The sequence below is a fragment of the Pseudomonas sp. EpS/L25 genome, assembly GCF_001512295.1.
GTDB lineage: Bacteria > Pseudomonadota > Gammaproteobacteria > Pseudomonadales > Pseudomonadaceae > Chryseomonas.
This window is the reverse complement of the sequence record NZ_LNUP01000015.1, coordinates 86623-101815: the sequence shown is the minus strand read 5'-3', so window position 1 is coordinate 101815 and position 15193 is coordinate 86623. Positions and strand designations below refer to the sequence as shown.

The 15193-nt window shown below is 64.7% G+C and carries 13 protein-coding genes; 3 read left to right on the top strand and 10 right to left on the bottom strand.

The features are described from left to right. Positions 1-10: 10 nt before the first annotated feature. Positions 11-178, bottom strand: coding sequence for a rubredoxin (locus tag AR540_RS17105; protein ID WP_059230412.1), 168 nt, complete (start codon positions 176-178; stop codon positions 11-13). A gap of 159 nt (positions 179-337) precedes the next feature. Here AR540_RS17105 and AR540_RS17100 point away from each other — a divergent pair, with 159 nt between their 5' ends. Next, positions 338-1486, top strand: coding sequence for an MFS transporter (locus AR540_RS17100; protein WP_059230411.1), 1149 nt, complete (start codon positions 338-340; stop codon positions 1484-1486). Positions 1487-2022: 536 nt separating this feature from the next. On the opposite strand, the gene AR540_RS17095 is transcribed toward AR540_RS17100, so the two are convergent. The 4 genes from AR540_RS17095 to AR540_RS17080 form a co-directional block, all read right to left on the bottom strand. Beyond that, complete coding sequence (locus AR540_RS17095) at positions 2023-2799, bottom strand: MetQ/NlpA family ABC transporter substrate-binding protein (protein WP_059230410.1); 777 nt, start codon at positions 2797-2799, stop codon at positions 2023-2025. Positions 2800-2868: 69 nt separating this feature from the next. Next, the gene (locus AR540_RS17090; protein WP_059231545.1) at positions 2869-3651 is read right to left on the bottom strand and encodes a MetQ/NlpA family ABC transporter substrate-binding protein; all 783 of its coding nucleotides are present in this window, start codon (positions 3649-3651) and stop codon (positions 2869-2871) included. 51 nt (positions 3652-3702) lie between these two features. Then, positions 3703-4368, bottom strand: coding sequence for a methionine ABC transporter permease (locus AR540_RS17085; RefSeq protein WP_007161460.1), 666 nt, complete (start codon positions 4366-4368; stop codon positions 3703-3705). Then, the gene (locus AR540_RS17080) at positions 4368-5375 is read right to left on the bottom strand and encodes a methionine ABC transporter ATP-binding protein (RefSeq protein WP_059230409.1); all 1008 of its coding nucleotides are present in this window, start codon (positions 5373-5375) and stop codon (positions 4368-4370) included. Before AR540_RS17080 ends, AR540_RS17085 begins: the two co-directional genes overlap by 1 nt. 286 nt (positions 5376-5661) lie before the next feature. On the opposite strand from AR540_RS17080, the gene katE reads away from it, so the two are divergent. Continuing rightward, positions 5662-7791, top strand: coding sequence for a catalase HPII (gene katE, locus AR540_RS17075; RefSeq protein WP_059230408.1), 2130 nt, complete (start codon positions 5662-5664; stop codon positions 7789-7791). Between the two features lie 175 nt (positions 7792-7966). Here katE and AR540_RS17070 read toward each other — a convergent pair whose 3' ends face one another. The 3 genes from AR540_RS17070 to rpoZ all read right to left on the bottom strand — a co-directional run bounded on the left by AR540_RS17070 (position 7967) and on the right by rpoZ (position 11088). Beyond that, the gene (locus AR540_RS17070; protein ID WP_059230407.1) at positions 7967-8347 is read right to left on the bottom strand and encodes a RidA family protein; all 381 of its coding nucleotides are present in this window, start codon (positions 8345-8347) and stop codon (positions 7967-7969) included. Between the two features lie 305 nt (positions 8348-8652). Next, positions 8653-10812, bottom strand: a complete 2160-nt coding sequence (spoT, locus tag AR540_RS17065; RefSeq protein WP_059230406.1) for a bifunctional GTP diphosphokinase/guanosine-3',5'-bis pyrophosphate 3'-pyrophosphohydrolase — start codon at positions 10810-10812, stop codon at positions 8653-8655. 3 nt (positions 10813-10815) lie between these two features. Beyond that, a complete protein-coding gene (gene rpoZ / locus AR540_RS17060) occupies positions 10816-11088 on the bottom strand; it encodes a DNA-directed RNA polymerase subunit omega (protein ID WP_017639297.1) in 273 nt (90 codons plus the stop codon). 327 nt (positions 11089-11415) lie between these two features. On the opposite strand from rpoZ, the gene AR540_RS17055 reads away from it, so the two are divergent. Continuing rightward, entirely contained in the window at positions 11416-12384 is a 969-nt protein-coding gene (locus AR540_RS17055) for an Abi family protein (protein WP_330219597.1), read from the top strand. A 191-nt stretch (positions 12385-12575) separates the two neighbouring features. Here the strand turns inward: AR540_RS17055 and AR540_RS17050 are convergent, their stop codons facing one another. Together AR540_RS17050 and AR540_RS17045 are read right to left on the bottom strand one after the other, a co-directional pair. Continuing rightward, positions 12576-14750 (bottom strand): malate synthase G, encoded by a 2175-nt coding sequence (locus tag AR540_RS17050; protein WP_059230404.1) that lies wholly within the window; start codon positions 14748-14750, stop codon positions 12576-12578. A 37-nt stretch (positions 14751-14787) separates the two neighbouring features. Next, on the bottom strand, positions 14788-15192 hold the full coding sequence (locus AR540_RS17045; RefSeq protein ID WP_059230403.1) for a heme-binding protein: 405 nt from the start codon (positions 15190-15192) through the stop codon (positions 14788-14790). Position 15193 lies beyond the last annotated feature (1 nt).

The window sequence follows — 15193 nt, the reverse complement described above, 5'->3', positions numbered from 1 at the left end:
CAATGCTGGATCAGCCGATTTCGATCATCTCGAAGTCGCCCTTGCCCACGCCGCAATCCGGACAGAGCCAGTCTTCCGGTACATCTTCCCAGCGGGTGCCGGGCGCGATGCCGTCGTCGGGCCAGCCTTGGGCCTCATCGTAGATATAGCCGCATACGATGCATTGCCATTTGCGCATTTTCTGTTTTTCTCTCATCCAGCTTCAGGTAGGGCGCACGCTACGCGAAAGCCTGGCAAAGGCCAACCGTGCCGGAACCCAGGCGAACAGCCAGGGCTCCATAGCCGGCGACCCGCCGCCTTCAGATAAGACAAGCCCATGAGTACTTCGTCCACGCCCATGCCCTGGGCCACCTATTTCGCCGTGCTGGGCAGCGTCATCAGCGTGGGGCTGGCCATCGGCCTATCGATGCCCCTGGTATCGCTGCGCCTGGAAAGCTGGGGCTATGGCAGTTTCGCCATCGGCGTCATGGCCGCGGCGCCGGCCATCGGCATCCTCACCGGCGCCAGCCTGGCCGGACGTCTCGCCACCTGGATCGGCACGCCACGGCTGATGCAGCTATGTCTGGCGAGCGGCGCCGGCTCACTGATCCTGCTGTCGCTGCTGCCCAGCTATCCCCTGTGGCTGCTCTTGCGCCTCGCCCTGGGCGCCATCCTCACGCTGATCTTCGTGCTCGGCGAGAGTTGGATGAACCAGGTCATCACCGACCAATGGCGTGGGCGCCTGGTAGCCCTCTATGGCAGCAGCTATGCGCTGAGCCAACTGGCGGGGCCGCTGCTCTTGGGCGCGCTCGGCACCGAGGGCGACCAGGGCTTCTGGCTCGGTGCCCTGCTCATGCTCGGCGGTGCCACGCTGCTGCTCGGTCGCCAGGGCGCGCCCGCTGCGGGCGGCCATACCGCCGCCTGGCGGGCGCTGCTGGACTTCTGTCGCGGGGCACCTGCCATCGCCTGGGCCGTGGCGCTGTTCGCCTGCTTCGAGGCGATGATCCTCACTCTCATGCCGGTCTATGCCCTCAACCAGGGCTTCGGCCAGCAGCTGGCGCTGTACATGGTCAGCGCCGTGGTGGTGGGCGATGCCCTGCTGCAACTACCCCTGGGGCTACTCGCCGACCGCCTTTCGCGCCAGGGCCTGTTCCTCGGCTGCAGCCTGGGCCTGCTGGCGGTCAGCCTGGCGCTGCCGGCGCTGTTGCACACCCCTGGCGTCTGGCCGCTGCTGGTGCTGTTCGGTGCCACCGCCGGCGGGCTCTTCACCCTGGCGCTGATCCTGGTGGGCGAGCGCTACCGCGACGCCGAACTGGTCCGCGCCAATGCCTGTATCGCTCAGCTCTGGGGCCTCGGCTGCCTGATCGGCCCACTGGTCACCGGCGCCGCCAGCCAGTGGCTCACCGGCCATGCCGTGCCGCTGCTGATGGCCGCGGGAGCGGCGGTGTTGCTGGTGATCATCCGGCGCAATGGGAGTGTGCCGGCCAGCGCCGAATCGGTGGCCTGATAGGCCCCTGAAAATGCCGGCGTAATGCCGATCACTTAAGCCTTCAGACAGTGTGCGCCAAAAGGATGGAGCCTGGATTTGGCTTTAAGCGTGCTATCGCGGCCATGGCGGTCCGCCGATGCGGCCGCTCCTACGGGTACGTCGAGCGCCTGTAGGAGCAACTGTCTTACGCCTGAGCCACCGCAGACGAGCATCCGCTCCAAGCGCCCCCTCTCCCTTTGGGAGAGGGCTGGGGTGAGGGAACACCCAGTTTCGCACTCCCCGTGGAAAAGGCTACGCCGTTTTCCACGCTACGGCGATGACCGCGGCCTCGGCGGACCGCCATGGCCGCGATAGGTAGAGATCCTGATAGTGGCCCATGCAACAGCCTGGCATTGGCCCAATGCAGATCAGTGACAAAAAACGCCGCGTTCTGGCGAAGAGAGCACGGCGTTTCTTGTGGTCGTTAGGGTGGCTGGAAGAGCAGCGTGGACTGCACTCAAGGCTTAACTGGGGGCATTACGGCACAAGGCCGGCATTTTCCGTTCCAGAGTCAATCAGAACGCCGGCACCACGGCGCCCTTGTACTTCTCTTCGATGAACTGCTTCACCGCCGGGGTGTTCAAGGCCTTGGCCAGCTTTTGCACGGCGTCGCTGTCCTTGTTGTCCGGGCGGGCGACCAGGATGTTGGCGTAGGGCGATTCCTTGCCTTCCAGCAGCAGGGCGTCCTGGGTCGGATTAAGCTTGGCTTCCAGCGCGTAGTTGGTGTTGATCAGCGCCAGGTCGACCTGATTGAGCACGCGCGGCAGGGTCGCGGCCTCCAGCTCCTTGAACTTGAGCTTCTTGGGATTCTCGACGATGTCCTTGGGCGTGACCAGGATGTTGGCGCTGTCCTTGAGCTTGATCAGCCCAGCCTTCTCCAGCAGCAGCAGGGCGCGGCCGCCGTTGGTGGCGTCGCTGGGAATGGCCACGACGGCGCCGTCACGCAGTTCGTCGAGCGTCTTGATCTTTTGCGAATAGATGCCGAAGGGCTCGACGTGCACCTGGGCCACGGTCACCAGGTCGGTACCGCGGCTCTTGTTGAATTCGTCCAGGTAGGGCTGGTGCTGGAAGAAGTTGGCGTCCAGGCGCTTCTGGGCCACCTGCAGGTTGGGCTGTACGTAGTCGGTGAAGACCTTGATCTGCAGGTCCACCCCTTCCTTGGCCAGCTGGGGTTTGACGAATTCGAGGATCTCGGCGTGGGGCACCGGGGTGGCGGCGACGCTGAGGGTCTCGGCGGCGTGGGCGGTCAGGCTGGCGGCCAGCAGGGCGACGGTGACGAGCAGTTTCTTCATGGCAGTTTCCTAAGACGGGGTGGAACCGCCGACGCCTTTGCGGGCGCGACGGCGGTGGAACAAAGGCTGTCAGAACGCGGGAACGACGGCGCCCTGGTACTTCTTCTCGATGAATTGCTTCACTTCAGGCGTGGTCAGGGCCTTGGCCAACTTCTGGATGGCCGGGTCGCTGGCCTTGTCGGCGCGGGTGTAGAGCAGGTTGGCGTAGGGCGACTCGCCGCTCTCGATGAAGAGGGCGTCCTTGGTCGGCACCAGTTTGGCCTCAAGGGCGTAGTTGGCGTTGATCAGCGCCAGGTCGACCTGGTTCAACACCCGCGGCAGGGTCGCGGCTTCCAGCTCCTTGAACTTGAGGTGCTTGGGATTCTCGACGATGTCACGCGGGGTGGCGGTGACGTTGCTCGGATCCTTGAGGGTGATGAGGCCCTGCTTGGCGATCAGCAGCAGCGCACGACCGGAGTTGCTCGGGTCGTTGGGGATGGCCACGGTGGCGCCGTCCTTGAGTTCCTTGATGTCCTTGATCTTCTGCGAATAGGCCCCGAAGGGCTCGACGTGCACCGCCACCACCGGCACCTGGTCGCTGCTCGGATTGCTCTTCTTGTAGCTGGCGTAGTACGGCTTGGTCTGGAAGTAGTTGGCATCCACCTGCTTCTGATCGGTCTGGCGATCGGGCTGGATGTAGTCGGTGAAGACCTTGATCTTCAGGTCCACGCCTTCCTTGGCCAGTTGCGGCTTGATGAATTCCAGGATCTCCGCATGGGGAACCGGATTGACCGCGACGGTCAGGGTCTCGGCGGCCTGGGCGGCGGTGGCGACACTCAGGCCGAAGGCCAGGGACAGCAGGGTACGTTTCAGCGACATCTGGGATTTTCCTTGTGCAGAACCTTCAAGTGGACGAAGCCCGAATCAACGACGACTGAAATGGGCGACGAGGCGATCGCCGACCATCTGCAGTACCTGGACCAGCACCAGCAGCAAGAGCACCGTGACCACCATGACGTCGGTCTGGAAGCGCTGGTAGCCGAAACGAATGGCCAGATCGCCCAGCCCGCCACCGCCGATCACCCCGGCCATGGCGGTGTAGGACACCAGGGCGATGGCGGTGACGGTGGTGGCCGCGATCAGCCCGGGCAGGGCCTCGGGCAACAGGGTGCGGGTGACGATCTGCCAGAGACTGGCGCCCATGGCCTGGGTGGCCTCGATGATGCCGCGGTCGACCTCGCGCAGGGCGGTCTCCACCAGCCGGGCGAAGAAGGGCGCGGCGCCCACCACCAGCGGCGGAATGGCGCCCTCGACGCCCAGGGACGTGCCGATCAGCCAGACCGTGATGGGGATCATCAGGATCAGCAGGATGATGAAGGGCACCGAGCGCAGCACGTTGACCACGAAGGAGAGGATGCCGTAGACCAGCGGCTGCTCCAGCAACTGGCGGCGGCTGGTGAGGAACAGCAGTACGCCCAGCGGCAGGCCGAGGATCAGGGTGAAGAGCATGGACCAGCCGAGCATGGCCAGGGTGTCCTGGGTCGCCTGCCAGATCTCGGCCCAGTCGATGTTGGTGAAGAGCTCGTCCATCAGCGCAGGACCTCCACGGTGACGTCGGCAGACTGGAAGCGGGCCAGGGCGGCGTCCAGGTCACCGCCCACCAGGGCGATGGTGAGCTGGCCGTAGGGCTCGTCCCGGATGCGGTCGATGCGGCCGCCGAGAATGCTGTAGTCGACACCGGTCTCCCGGGCGACGTGGCCCAGCAGCGGTGCATAGGTGGCTTCGCCACGGAAGGTCAGGCGCAGGATGCGGCCTTCGACATGGGCATAGGCGTCGGCCAGGTCGGCCTCGTCCTGGTGCTCGGCCTCGAACACGAAGCGGCGGGTGGTGGGGTGCTGCGGATGCAGGAAGACATCGGCCACGGTGCCCTGCTCCACCACGGCGCCGCCATCGAGTACGGCGACGCGGTCGCAGACGCGACGGATCACGTCCATCTCGTGGGTGATCAGCACGATGGTCAGGCCCAGTTCGCGATTGAGCTCGGCGAGCAGTTGCAGCACCTGGGCGGTGGTCTGGGGATCGAGGGCGCTGGTGGCCTCGTCGCAGAGCAGGATCTTCGGCTCGGTGGCCAGGGCGCGGGCGATGCCGACGCGCTGCTTCTGGCCGCCGGAGAGTTGCGCCGGGTACTTGCGCGCCTGGTCGGACAGCCCGACCCGCGCCAGCAATTCCTCGACCCGTTGGGCGATCTGCGCCCGCGAACGGCCGCCGGCCAGTTCCAGCGGCAGGGCCACGTTGGCCGCCACGGTCTTGGAGGAGAGCAGGTTGAAATGCTGGAAGATCATGCCGATGCGGCGGCGGAAATCGCGCAGCTCGCTGGAGCCCAGGGTGGTGACCTCGGCGCCATCGACCTGCAGGCGACCGCCACTGGGGGCTTCGAGGCGGTTGATCAGACGCAGCAGGGTGCTCTTGCCGGCACCCGAATGGCCGATCAGGCCGAAGATCTCGCCGGCTTCGATCCTCAGGTCGACCGGCTGGAGCGCCGCGACCTCGCGACCGCGCGTGCGGTACGTCTTGTGGACAGCTTGGAATTCGATCAATGGAGGAACCTTGTGGGTATCGTCAGACAACGGGAGGGTGACCCCGGCGCGCAGTTTAACGTGCGCGCTTATATCTGCTTAGCACTTGTTATCGGATGTTAAGCCGATAAAGGCATATGGCCAGTTCTCGCGACATGACTACGCCCGTGGGGGCAGCCCGTCGCTTCGCACCAGCCAGGCGGAACACCGGCTCTTGCCGGCGAGTCAGTACAGGACTGCCTGAATTCGCCCCACATTCCGTAGGGGACGCAAAGAGCGCCCTCCAGGCGCCTGATGAGGACTTTCCATGGCTACGCCCCCCAAGAGTGAACTCGCCGGTACCGACACCCTGGATCGCCAGAACACCTCGAAGAAAATCGAGCAACTGGAACAATTCCGCTCCGATGCCACCGGCCAGGCACTGCGCACCAATCACGGCGTGAAGATCGCCGACAACCAGAACTCGCTACGCGCCGGCACCCGTGGGCCTTCCCTGCTCGAAGACTTCATCATGCGGGAGAAGATCACTCACTTCGACCATGAGCGCATCCCGGAGCGCATCGTCCATGCCCGCGGCACCGGCGCCTACGGCTACTTCCAGCCCTACCAAGATTGGTCCGACCTGACCAAGGCCGCCCTCTTCCGCGATCCCAACCACCAGACCCCGGTGTTCGTGCGCTTCTCCACCGTGCAGGGTCCGCGCGGCTCCGGCGATACCGTACGCGACGTGCGCGGCTTCGCCATCAAGTTCTACACCGAGGAAGGCAACTGGGACATGGTCGGCAACAACATGCCGGTCTTCTTCATCCAGGACGCCATCAAGTTCCCGGATTTCGTCCATGCGGTGAAGCCCGAGCCGCACAATGAGATCCCCACCGGGGGCAGTGCCCACGATACCTTCTGGGATTTCGTCTCCCTGGTGCCCGAGTCGGCGCACATGGTGCTCTGGACCATGACCGACCGCGCCATCCCGGTGAACCTGCGCAGCATGCAGGGCTTCGGCATCCACACCTTCCGCATGATCAACACCGCCGGCAAGGGCGTCTTCGTCAAGATCCACCTGAAACCCGCCGGCGGCGTGCGCTCGCTGGTATGGGACGAGGCCCAGAAGCTGGCTGGCAAGGACACCGACGCCCACCGCCGTGACCTTTGGGAGGCCATCGAAGCCGGCGACTATCCCGAATGGGAATTCGGCGTACAGATCATTCCCGAGGAAGACGAGCACAAGTTCGACTGGGACATCCTCGACGCCACCAAGATCATTCCCGAGGAGCTGGTGCCCATCACCCCGCTGGGCAAGCTGGTGCTCAACCGCAACCCGGACAATTATTTCGCCGAGACCGAACAGGTGGCCTTCTGCCCCGGCCATGTCGTGCCCGGCATCGACTTCAGCAACGACCCCCTGCTGCAGGGTCGGCTATTCTCCTACACCGATACCCAGATCAGCCGCCTCGGTGGGCCGAACTTCCACGAACTACCGGTCAACCGCCCGGTGGTGCCGAACCACAACGGCCAGCGCGACGCCAAGTACCGCATGACCATCGACAAGGGCCGGGCCTCCTACGAGCCCAACTCCATCGACGGCGGCTGGCCCAAGGAAACCCCGCCAGCGCCCCAGGATGGCGGTTTCGAGAGCTACTACGAGCGTATCGACGGCCACAAGGTACGTGAGCGCAGCGAGTCCTTCGGCGATCACTTCTCCCAGGCCACGCTGTTCTACAACAGCCTGTCGGAAGCCGAGCAGGCCCACGTCGCCGATGCCTACAGCTTCGAGCTGGGCAAGGTCGAGCGGATGTGGATTCGCGAGCGCCAGGTCAACGAGATCCTCGCCAACATCGACCTCGACCTGTCACAGAAGGTGGCCAAGAAGGTCGGCGTGACCCCGCCCACCGCGCCCACCGTGCCGCCGCGCAAGATCTCCATCGACAAGTCGCCGGCGCTGAGCCAGCTCAACCTGCTGTCCGGCAACATCAAGGGCTTCAAGGTGGCGGTGCTGGTGGGTGACGGCGTGATCGCTAGCGAGGTTGACGCCATCAAGCAGGCGCTCAAGGCCGAAGGCGCCCATGTGAAGGTGCTCGGCCCTACCGCTGGCCCGGTCAAGGCCGCCGATGGCAGCGAAGTGGCCGTGGATGGCTCGGCCGAGGGCATGCCGTCGGTGGCGCTGGACGCGGTCTATGTGCCGGGCGGCGCCGAGAGCGTCAAGGCCATGCTCGACGACGGCGTGATCAAGCACTACCTGCTGGAAGCCTACAAGCACCTCAAGGCCATCGCCCTCACCGGTGAAGCCGAGCAGTTGCTCAAGGCGGTTCATCTGGACACCGACGAGGCCCTGCTCACCGGCGGCGACTTCAAGGCGGTGCAGCAGGACTTCTTCGCCGCCATCGCCAAGCACCGTTGCTGGGCGCGGATGCCGAAGATCAAGTCCATCCCGGCCTAAACAGGCCGGCATGCAAAAGCCGACCGTCGCGAGACGGTCGGCTTTTTTCGTTTTGGGGCTATCGCGGTCGTTCCAGGCTTGAGCAATCGCGGCCATGGGCCGCTCCTACAAGAGCATTCATCCCTGTAGGAGCGGTCGGCTACGGCGCACCGGCATGGCCGCGATAGACCGCCAACTAGCCCAGCACCAGCACCCCGTCCATTTCCACCTGCGAACCCTTGGGCAGCGCGGCCACGCCGATGGCGGCGCGCGCGGGATAGGGCTGCTGGAAATAGCGACCCATGATCTCGTTGACGGTGGCGAAGTGCCCAAGGTCGACCAGGAAGATGTTCAGCTTGACGATATCCGCCAGCGAGCCACCCGCGGCTTCGGCCACGGACTTGAGGTTCTCGAAGACCTGGACTACCTGGGCCTCGAAACCGTCGACCAGCTCCATGCTGGTCGGGTTGAGCGGGATCTGTCCGGAGAGATAGACGGTGTCACCGACCTTGATCGCCTGGGAATAGGTACCAATGGCGGCAGGCGCCTTGTCGGTGTGGATCACTTGCTTGCTCATGAATCGCTCCTGTGCGGGAAAGACCCGATTCTGCAAGCCGGCGGCGACACCCTGCAACCTCAGAACCTGTTCACGACCGTGCGAGCTAGAGACAAACAAGCCGCAACGACCAACGGGAGTAACAGCCAACGGCTGGCCCGCAGGGTGAGCGCCAGTGAATCAAATGGCTGAGGAAGCGGATCGGACCCGCGTTCGGGTTTACGAGTGGTCAATGAACATGGCGACGGGGCCGCCTAGGCGGGACTGGCTTTCCAGGGCATTTTCAACGCCATTTGGCCGACGCGCAGCAGATCGTGAACAGGCTCTTAGCTGCGAACCCGAGTGATACCGGCCACGCCCTTGAGGGTGCGCAGCTTCTTGATTACCCGCGCCAGATGGACGCGGTCATGTACGCTGACCACCAGTTGGACCACGCTGACCCGGCCGTCGCGTTCGTTCATGCCGATCTTCTCGACGTTGGCGTCCGCGGCGGTGACGTTATTGGCCAGCATGGCGATCAGGCCGCGCTGGTGCTCCAGCTGGACACGCAACTCGACGCTGAATTCGCCGGTGACGTCCTTGGCCCAGTTGAGCACGATGCACTTTTCGCTGTTGTGCCGGAATTCGGCGATGTTCCGACAGTTTTCCAGGTGGATCACCATGCCCTTGCCGGCCGAGAGATGGCCGACGATGGGATCGCCCGGAATCGGCGTGCAGCACTTGGCGTAGCTGATCACCAGGCCTTCGGAGCCACGGATGGCCAGCGGCCCCTGCGGCGTGGTGCCGGGCTGCGGCTCCAGCGGTTCTTCCTGCTCGCTACCGGACACCAGGCGCCGCGCCACCACGTAGGCCATGCGATTGCCCAGGCCGATCTCTTCGAGCAAGTCTTCCAGCACCACGCCCTTGTACTCGCCCAGCACCGAGAGGATGCGCATCGGCGAGATCTTGGAGAGCTGGGTGCCGAAGCCGGACAGCGCCTTGTTCAGCAGGCGCTCGCCAAGGCTGATGGACTCGGAACGACGCTGCTGCTTGAGCGCGTGGCGGATGTTGGTGCGCGCCTTGCCGGTGACCACGAAGTTGAGCCAGGCCGGATTGGGCCGGGCACCGGGCGCGGTGACGATCTCCACCGTCTCGCCACTGCCCAGCGGCTGCGACAGCGGCGCCAGGCGGCGATTGATGCGGCAGGCGATGCAGCTGTTGCCGACGTCGGTGTGCACCGCGTAGGCGAAGTCGACGGCCGTGGAGCCCTTGGGCAGCTCCATGATGCGACCCTTGGGGGTGAAGACGTAGACCTCGTCGGGGAAGAGGTCGATCTTCACGTTCTCGATGAATTCCAGGGAGTTGCCCGCGCGCTGCTGCAACTCGAGGATGCCTTTCACCCACTGGCGGGCGCGCAGGTGGCTGGCGCGCGGCTCGTCGCCCCCGGCCTTGTACAGGCCATGGGCGGCGATGCCGTTGTTGGCCATCTCTTCCATCTCACGGGTGCGGATCTGGATCTCGATGGGCACGCCGTGCATGCCGAACAGGGTGGTGTGCAGCGACTGGTAGCCGTTCGCCTTGGGGATGGCGATGTAGTCCTTGAAGCGCCCCGGGAACGGCTTGTAGAGATTGTGCACCGCACCGAGCACCCGGTAGCAGGTGTCGACCTTGTCGACGATGATGCGGAAGCCGTAGACGTCCATGATCTCGTTGAACGACTTCCGCTTGCCGCGCATCTTCTGGTAGATGCTGTGCAGGTGCTTCTCGCGGCCGACCACCTCGCCGTCCAGGCCGTCGCGGGCCAGGCAGTTGGCCAGGGATTCCTGGATCTTGCCGAGGATCTCGCGACGGTTGCCCCGCGCGGTCTTGACCGCCCGCTGGATGCGTTCGGCGCGCATCGGGTGCATGGCGCGGAAACCCAGGTCCTCGAATTCCACGTAGAAATCGTGCATGCCCAGGCGGTTGGCGATGGGCGCGTAGATTTCCAGGGTTTCCTTGGCGATGCGCCGGCTCTTGTCCGGCGGCATGGCGTCCAGGGTGCGCATGTTGTGCAGCCGGTCGGCCAGCTTGACCAGGATGACGCGGATGTCCTTGGACATCGCCATGGTCATCTTCTGGAAGTTCTCCGCCTGGGCCTCGGCCTTGGTCTCGAACTTCATCTGGGTCAGCTTGCTGACCCCGTCCACCAACTCCGCCACCGTTTCACCGAACTGGCCGGCGAGGGCTTCCTTAGCGATGCCGGTGTCCTCGATCACGTCGTGCAGCATGGCCGCCATCAGGCTCTGATGGTCCATGTGCATGTCGGCGAGGATGTTGGCGACCGCCAACGGATGGGTGACATAGGGCTCGCCGCTGCGGCGGCGCTGCCCGTCGTGAGCCTGCTCGGCGTAGTAGTAGGCCCGCCGGACCAGGTTGACCTGGTCGGGAGTCAGGTAGTCCGCCAGACGCTCGGCCAGCAAATCGATGCCGGTCGGGCGGACCTCACTATGCGCAGGCTCGGCGGCCATCGCTTAGAGGGCCTCGCCGTCCGCTTCGTCGTTGACTTCGAAGGCGGCGAACAGGGGCTCTTCCTCGACGATGTCGTCCAGACGGATGACTTCCTCGTCGACCAGGCCTTCGGCGATCTCGCGCAGGGCGACGACGGTAGGCTTGTCGTTGTCCCACGGTACCTTGGGCTCCTTGCCGCCGGTGGCCAGCTGGCGCGAGCGCTTGGTGGCGAGCATGACCAGCTCGAATCGGTTGTCTACGTTGTCCAGGCAGTCTTCGACAGTAACGCGGGCCATGGTCTTCCTCGTGGCGATGATGATCCCGGGGACGGGGGACCAGATAGTATAAAAATTCGCCAGTGGCAAGGGAAGAGGCGGTGGTCGGGGCGTTGGTAGGCTTCATCCCTGACAGCCGACCTGTCCAGAGAGGAATCCATGGCCTGATCCAATGGCTCAAGGCGATTCGGGCCTTTTTCTTTTACTCCCAGGAAACTCCTCCTTAAGCTCGTGCCGAAAGGGCTCGACGGCGCACATCTCTCAAGCAGATACCCCTCGCTGCACCTCACCAGAGCCTTTCCATCCCAGAGGAATGAATACGCGATGTTGGGATACGCCAAACCATGGATGAGCGTGGACGACCAGCTGAATCAACTGATTCGCCGTGGCCTGACCGTCACCGACAGAACACTGGCGCTCAGCTATCTGGGCCGAATCGGCTATTATCGCTTGAGCGGCTATTGGTATGCGTTTCGCGAGCGAAGCGGCGCCGTGATGCTGCTCGACAAGGGCCGGAAGCCGCAAAAGCCCAAGGCCACGACCTTGGTGTTGGACGAATTCAAAGCCGGTGCCACCTTCCAGAATGCTGTCGACCTCTATGTGTTCGACAAGAAGCTGCGCCTATTGACGCTGGATGCCTTAGAACGCATAGAGGTCGGCCTGAGGGTCGATATCACCTACTGTCTGGGTGTTCTAGACACCTTCGCCTACCTACGCCCCGAGCTTTTGCACGGTGACTTCAGCAGCAAGCTCGATCCTAGGACCGGTCTCAGCCGCCACCACGATTGGCTGGGACGTCACGCGAAATTAATCGCTCGCTCCAAGGAAGACTTCATTCGGCATTGCAAGGACAAGTACGGCTTGCCCTTGCCGATATGGATAGCGGCGGAAGTTTGGGATTTCGGCACCCTGTCCACTTTGTACGGTGGCCTGCAGGAGACTGAGCAAGACGCCATTGCGGCCAAATATGGACTAACTAATGGCCGGGTCTTTGCGTCCTGGCTACGTAGCCTCAACTATCTCCGCAACGTTTGCGCGCACCATAGCCGGCTCTGGAATCGCAACATCGTCGACCAGCCAAAGCTACCAGCGGTGAGCGAGGCACCCTGGATCCAGCCTTTCGTGGACAATGCCCATGCCCTGGCACGCTGCTACCTGCTGCTGTGCATGACACGCCAGCTCCTGAACGTCGTGAACCCCCGGTCGACGTGGCCACAACGAATCAAGGCTCATCTGCTGAGCTTCCCAGAACTGTCACACCTGGGCCTGAACCTTGCCGGCATGGGCGTCCAGCCTGGCTGGGAAGCCGATTGGTAAAACGCAGGCAATAAAAAACCCCTCAGCAGCTTCATCACCGGAGTGAGTCAGCCGAGAGGGGCCGTGTTGCAGTCCATACTAGGGAAGGACTTGAAGTCCGTCAAGCCGTCGCATGCAGCTCTGGACCAAGGGTCAGCATGAGCTCGGCGCTCGACCCGCAAGATACGTTCGGGCGTCGAGAATCATATCTCTCAAGCCCCCGCCTTTTTCTTCAACCGCCAGGCGTGCAGCAGCGGCTCGGTGTAGCCGCTGGGCTGTTCGCGGCCCTTGAAGATGAGGTCGCGGGCGGCGCGGTAGGCGTAGGAGCTGTCGAAGTGCCCGGCCATGGGTTCGTAGAGGGCATCGCCGGCGTTCTGGCCGTCCACCACCTTGGCCATGCGCTGCAGGGTTTCGTCCACCTGTTCGGCCGTGACCACGCCATGGTGCAGCCAGTTGGCGATGTGCTGGCTGGAGATGCGCAGGGTGGCGCGGTCCTCCATCAGGCCGACGTCATGGATGTCGGGCACCTTGGAGCAGCCCACGCCCTGGTCGACCCAGCGCACCACGTAGCCGAGGATGCCCTGGCAGTTATTGTCCAGCTCCTGCTGGATGGCCTCGGCGGACCAGTCCGGCGACTCGGCCACCGGCACGCTGAGCAGACCGGCGAGCAATTCGCCGCGGGCGGCGTCGACGTCGCTGCGCTCCAGCTCCTGCTGCACCTGCTGGACGTTGACCTGGTGGTAATGCAGGGCGTGCAGCACGGCGGCGGTGGGCGATGGCACCCAGGCGGTGTTGGCGCCGGCCTTGGGATGGCCGATCTTCTGCTCCAGCATGGCGGCCATCAGGTCGGGCATGGCCCACATGCCCTTGCCGATCTGCGCCTTGCCGCGCAGGCCGCAAGCCAGGCCGACCAGCACGTTGTTACGCTCGTAGGCGGTGATCCACTTGGAGGTCTTCATGTCGCCCTTGCGCAGCATGGGCCCGGCCAGCATGGCGGTGTGCATCTCGTCACCGGTGCGGTCGAGGAAGCCGGTGTTGATGAAGGCTACCCGCGCGGCGGCGGCGGCGATGCAGGCCTTGAGGTTGACGCTGGTACGGCGCTCCTCGTCCATGATGCCCAGTTTGACGGTGTTGGCCGGCAGTCCCAGCAGGGCCTCGACGCGGTCGAACAGCTGGACGGCGAAGGCCACCTCGGCCGGGCCGTGCATCTTGGGTTTGACGATGTACACCGAGCCGCTGCGGGAATTGCCCTGGCGCTTGAGGTCGTGCATCGCGATGGTCACGGTGACCACGGCGTCGAGGATGCCCTCGGGAATCTCGCGACCGTCTTCCAGCAGCACCGCCGGATTGGTCATCAGGTGGCCGACGTTGCGGATGAACAGCAGCGAGCGACCGTGCAGGCTCAGCGGCTGGCCGTCGGCGCCCTGGTACTCGCGATCGGGGTTGAGGCGGCGGGTAAAGGTCTCGCCGCCCTTGCTGACCTCCTCGGCCAGGTCGCCCTTCATCAGGCCCAGCCAGTTGCGATAGGCCAGCACCTTGTCGGCGGCGTCCACCGCGGCGATGGAGTCTTCCAGGTCCATGATGGTGCTGACCGCGGCCTCCATGAGCAGGTCCTTGACCCCGGCGGCGTCGGTCTTGCCGATGGCGCTGTCGCGGTCGATCTGGATCTCCAGGTGCAGGCCGTTGTGGCGCAGCAGGATCGCGGACGGCGCCGCGGCGTCGCCCTGGTAGCCGACGAAGACAGCCGGATCGGCCAGTTCGCTGGTGCCGCTCCTGAGGTCCACCACCAGGCGACCGTCCTGGATGCGGTAGGCGGTGGCGTCCTTGTGCGAGCCACTGGCCAGGGGCGCCACGCCGTCCAGCACCTGGCGGGCGAAGGCCACCACCTTGGCGCCACGGGCGGGGTTGTAGCCCTTGCCGCGCTCGGCGCCATCGGTTTCGGGCAGGGCGTCGGTGCCATAGAGGGCATCGTACAGCGAACCCCAGCGGGCGTTGGCGGCGTTCAGGGCGTAGCGGGCGTTGAGCACCGGCACCACCAGCTGCGGACCGGCCTGTTCGGCGATCTCGCGGTCGACCCCGGAGGTCGAGGCCTGCACCTGGCCGGGGACCGGTTGCAGATAGCCGATGCCTTCGAGAAAGGTCTGGTAGGCGGACAGATCGGTGACCGGGCCGGGATGGGCGCGGTGCCAGTTGTCCAGCTCCACCTGCAGGCGATCACGCTCGGCCAGCAATTCACGGTTGCGCGGCGCCAGCTCGTGCACCAGGGTGTCCACGCCCGACCAGAAGGCGGCGGTGTCGAGCCCGGTGCCGGGCAGCACTTCCTCGTCGATGAAACGCTGCAGCTCGGTGGCCACCTGCAGGCGGCCCAGGGTAGTGCGATCGGTCATGATGGCTTTCCTTGATAACGAAACTATCGAGAGAGGGTTAACCCAGCGCCGCGATGGCGGCCTTGGCGACCTGCGCATCTTCCGGGGCCTTGACACCGGAGACGCCGACCGCGCCCACCACCTGGCCGTCCACCAGGATGGGCACCCCGCCTTCGAGCATGCCCTGCATCAGCGGGACGCTGAGAAAGGCGGTGCGGCCGTTGTTGATCATCTCTTCCAGCACCTTGGACTCCTTGCGCGCCAGGGCGGCGCTGCGGGCCTTCTCGGGGGCGATGTAGGCGCTGTTGGGCGCGGCGCCGTCGAGACGCAGCAGGGCCAGCGGATGGCCGCCGTCATCGGCCACGGCGATGCACACGGCCCAGCCCTGGCGCTCGGCTTCGGCGCGGCCGGCGGCCAGCAGGGTGTCGATCTCGGCAAGGGTGAGCACGGCTTTGGTCTTCATG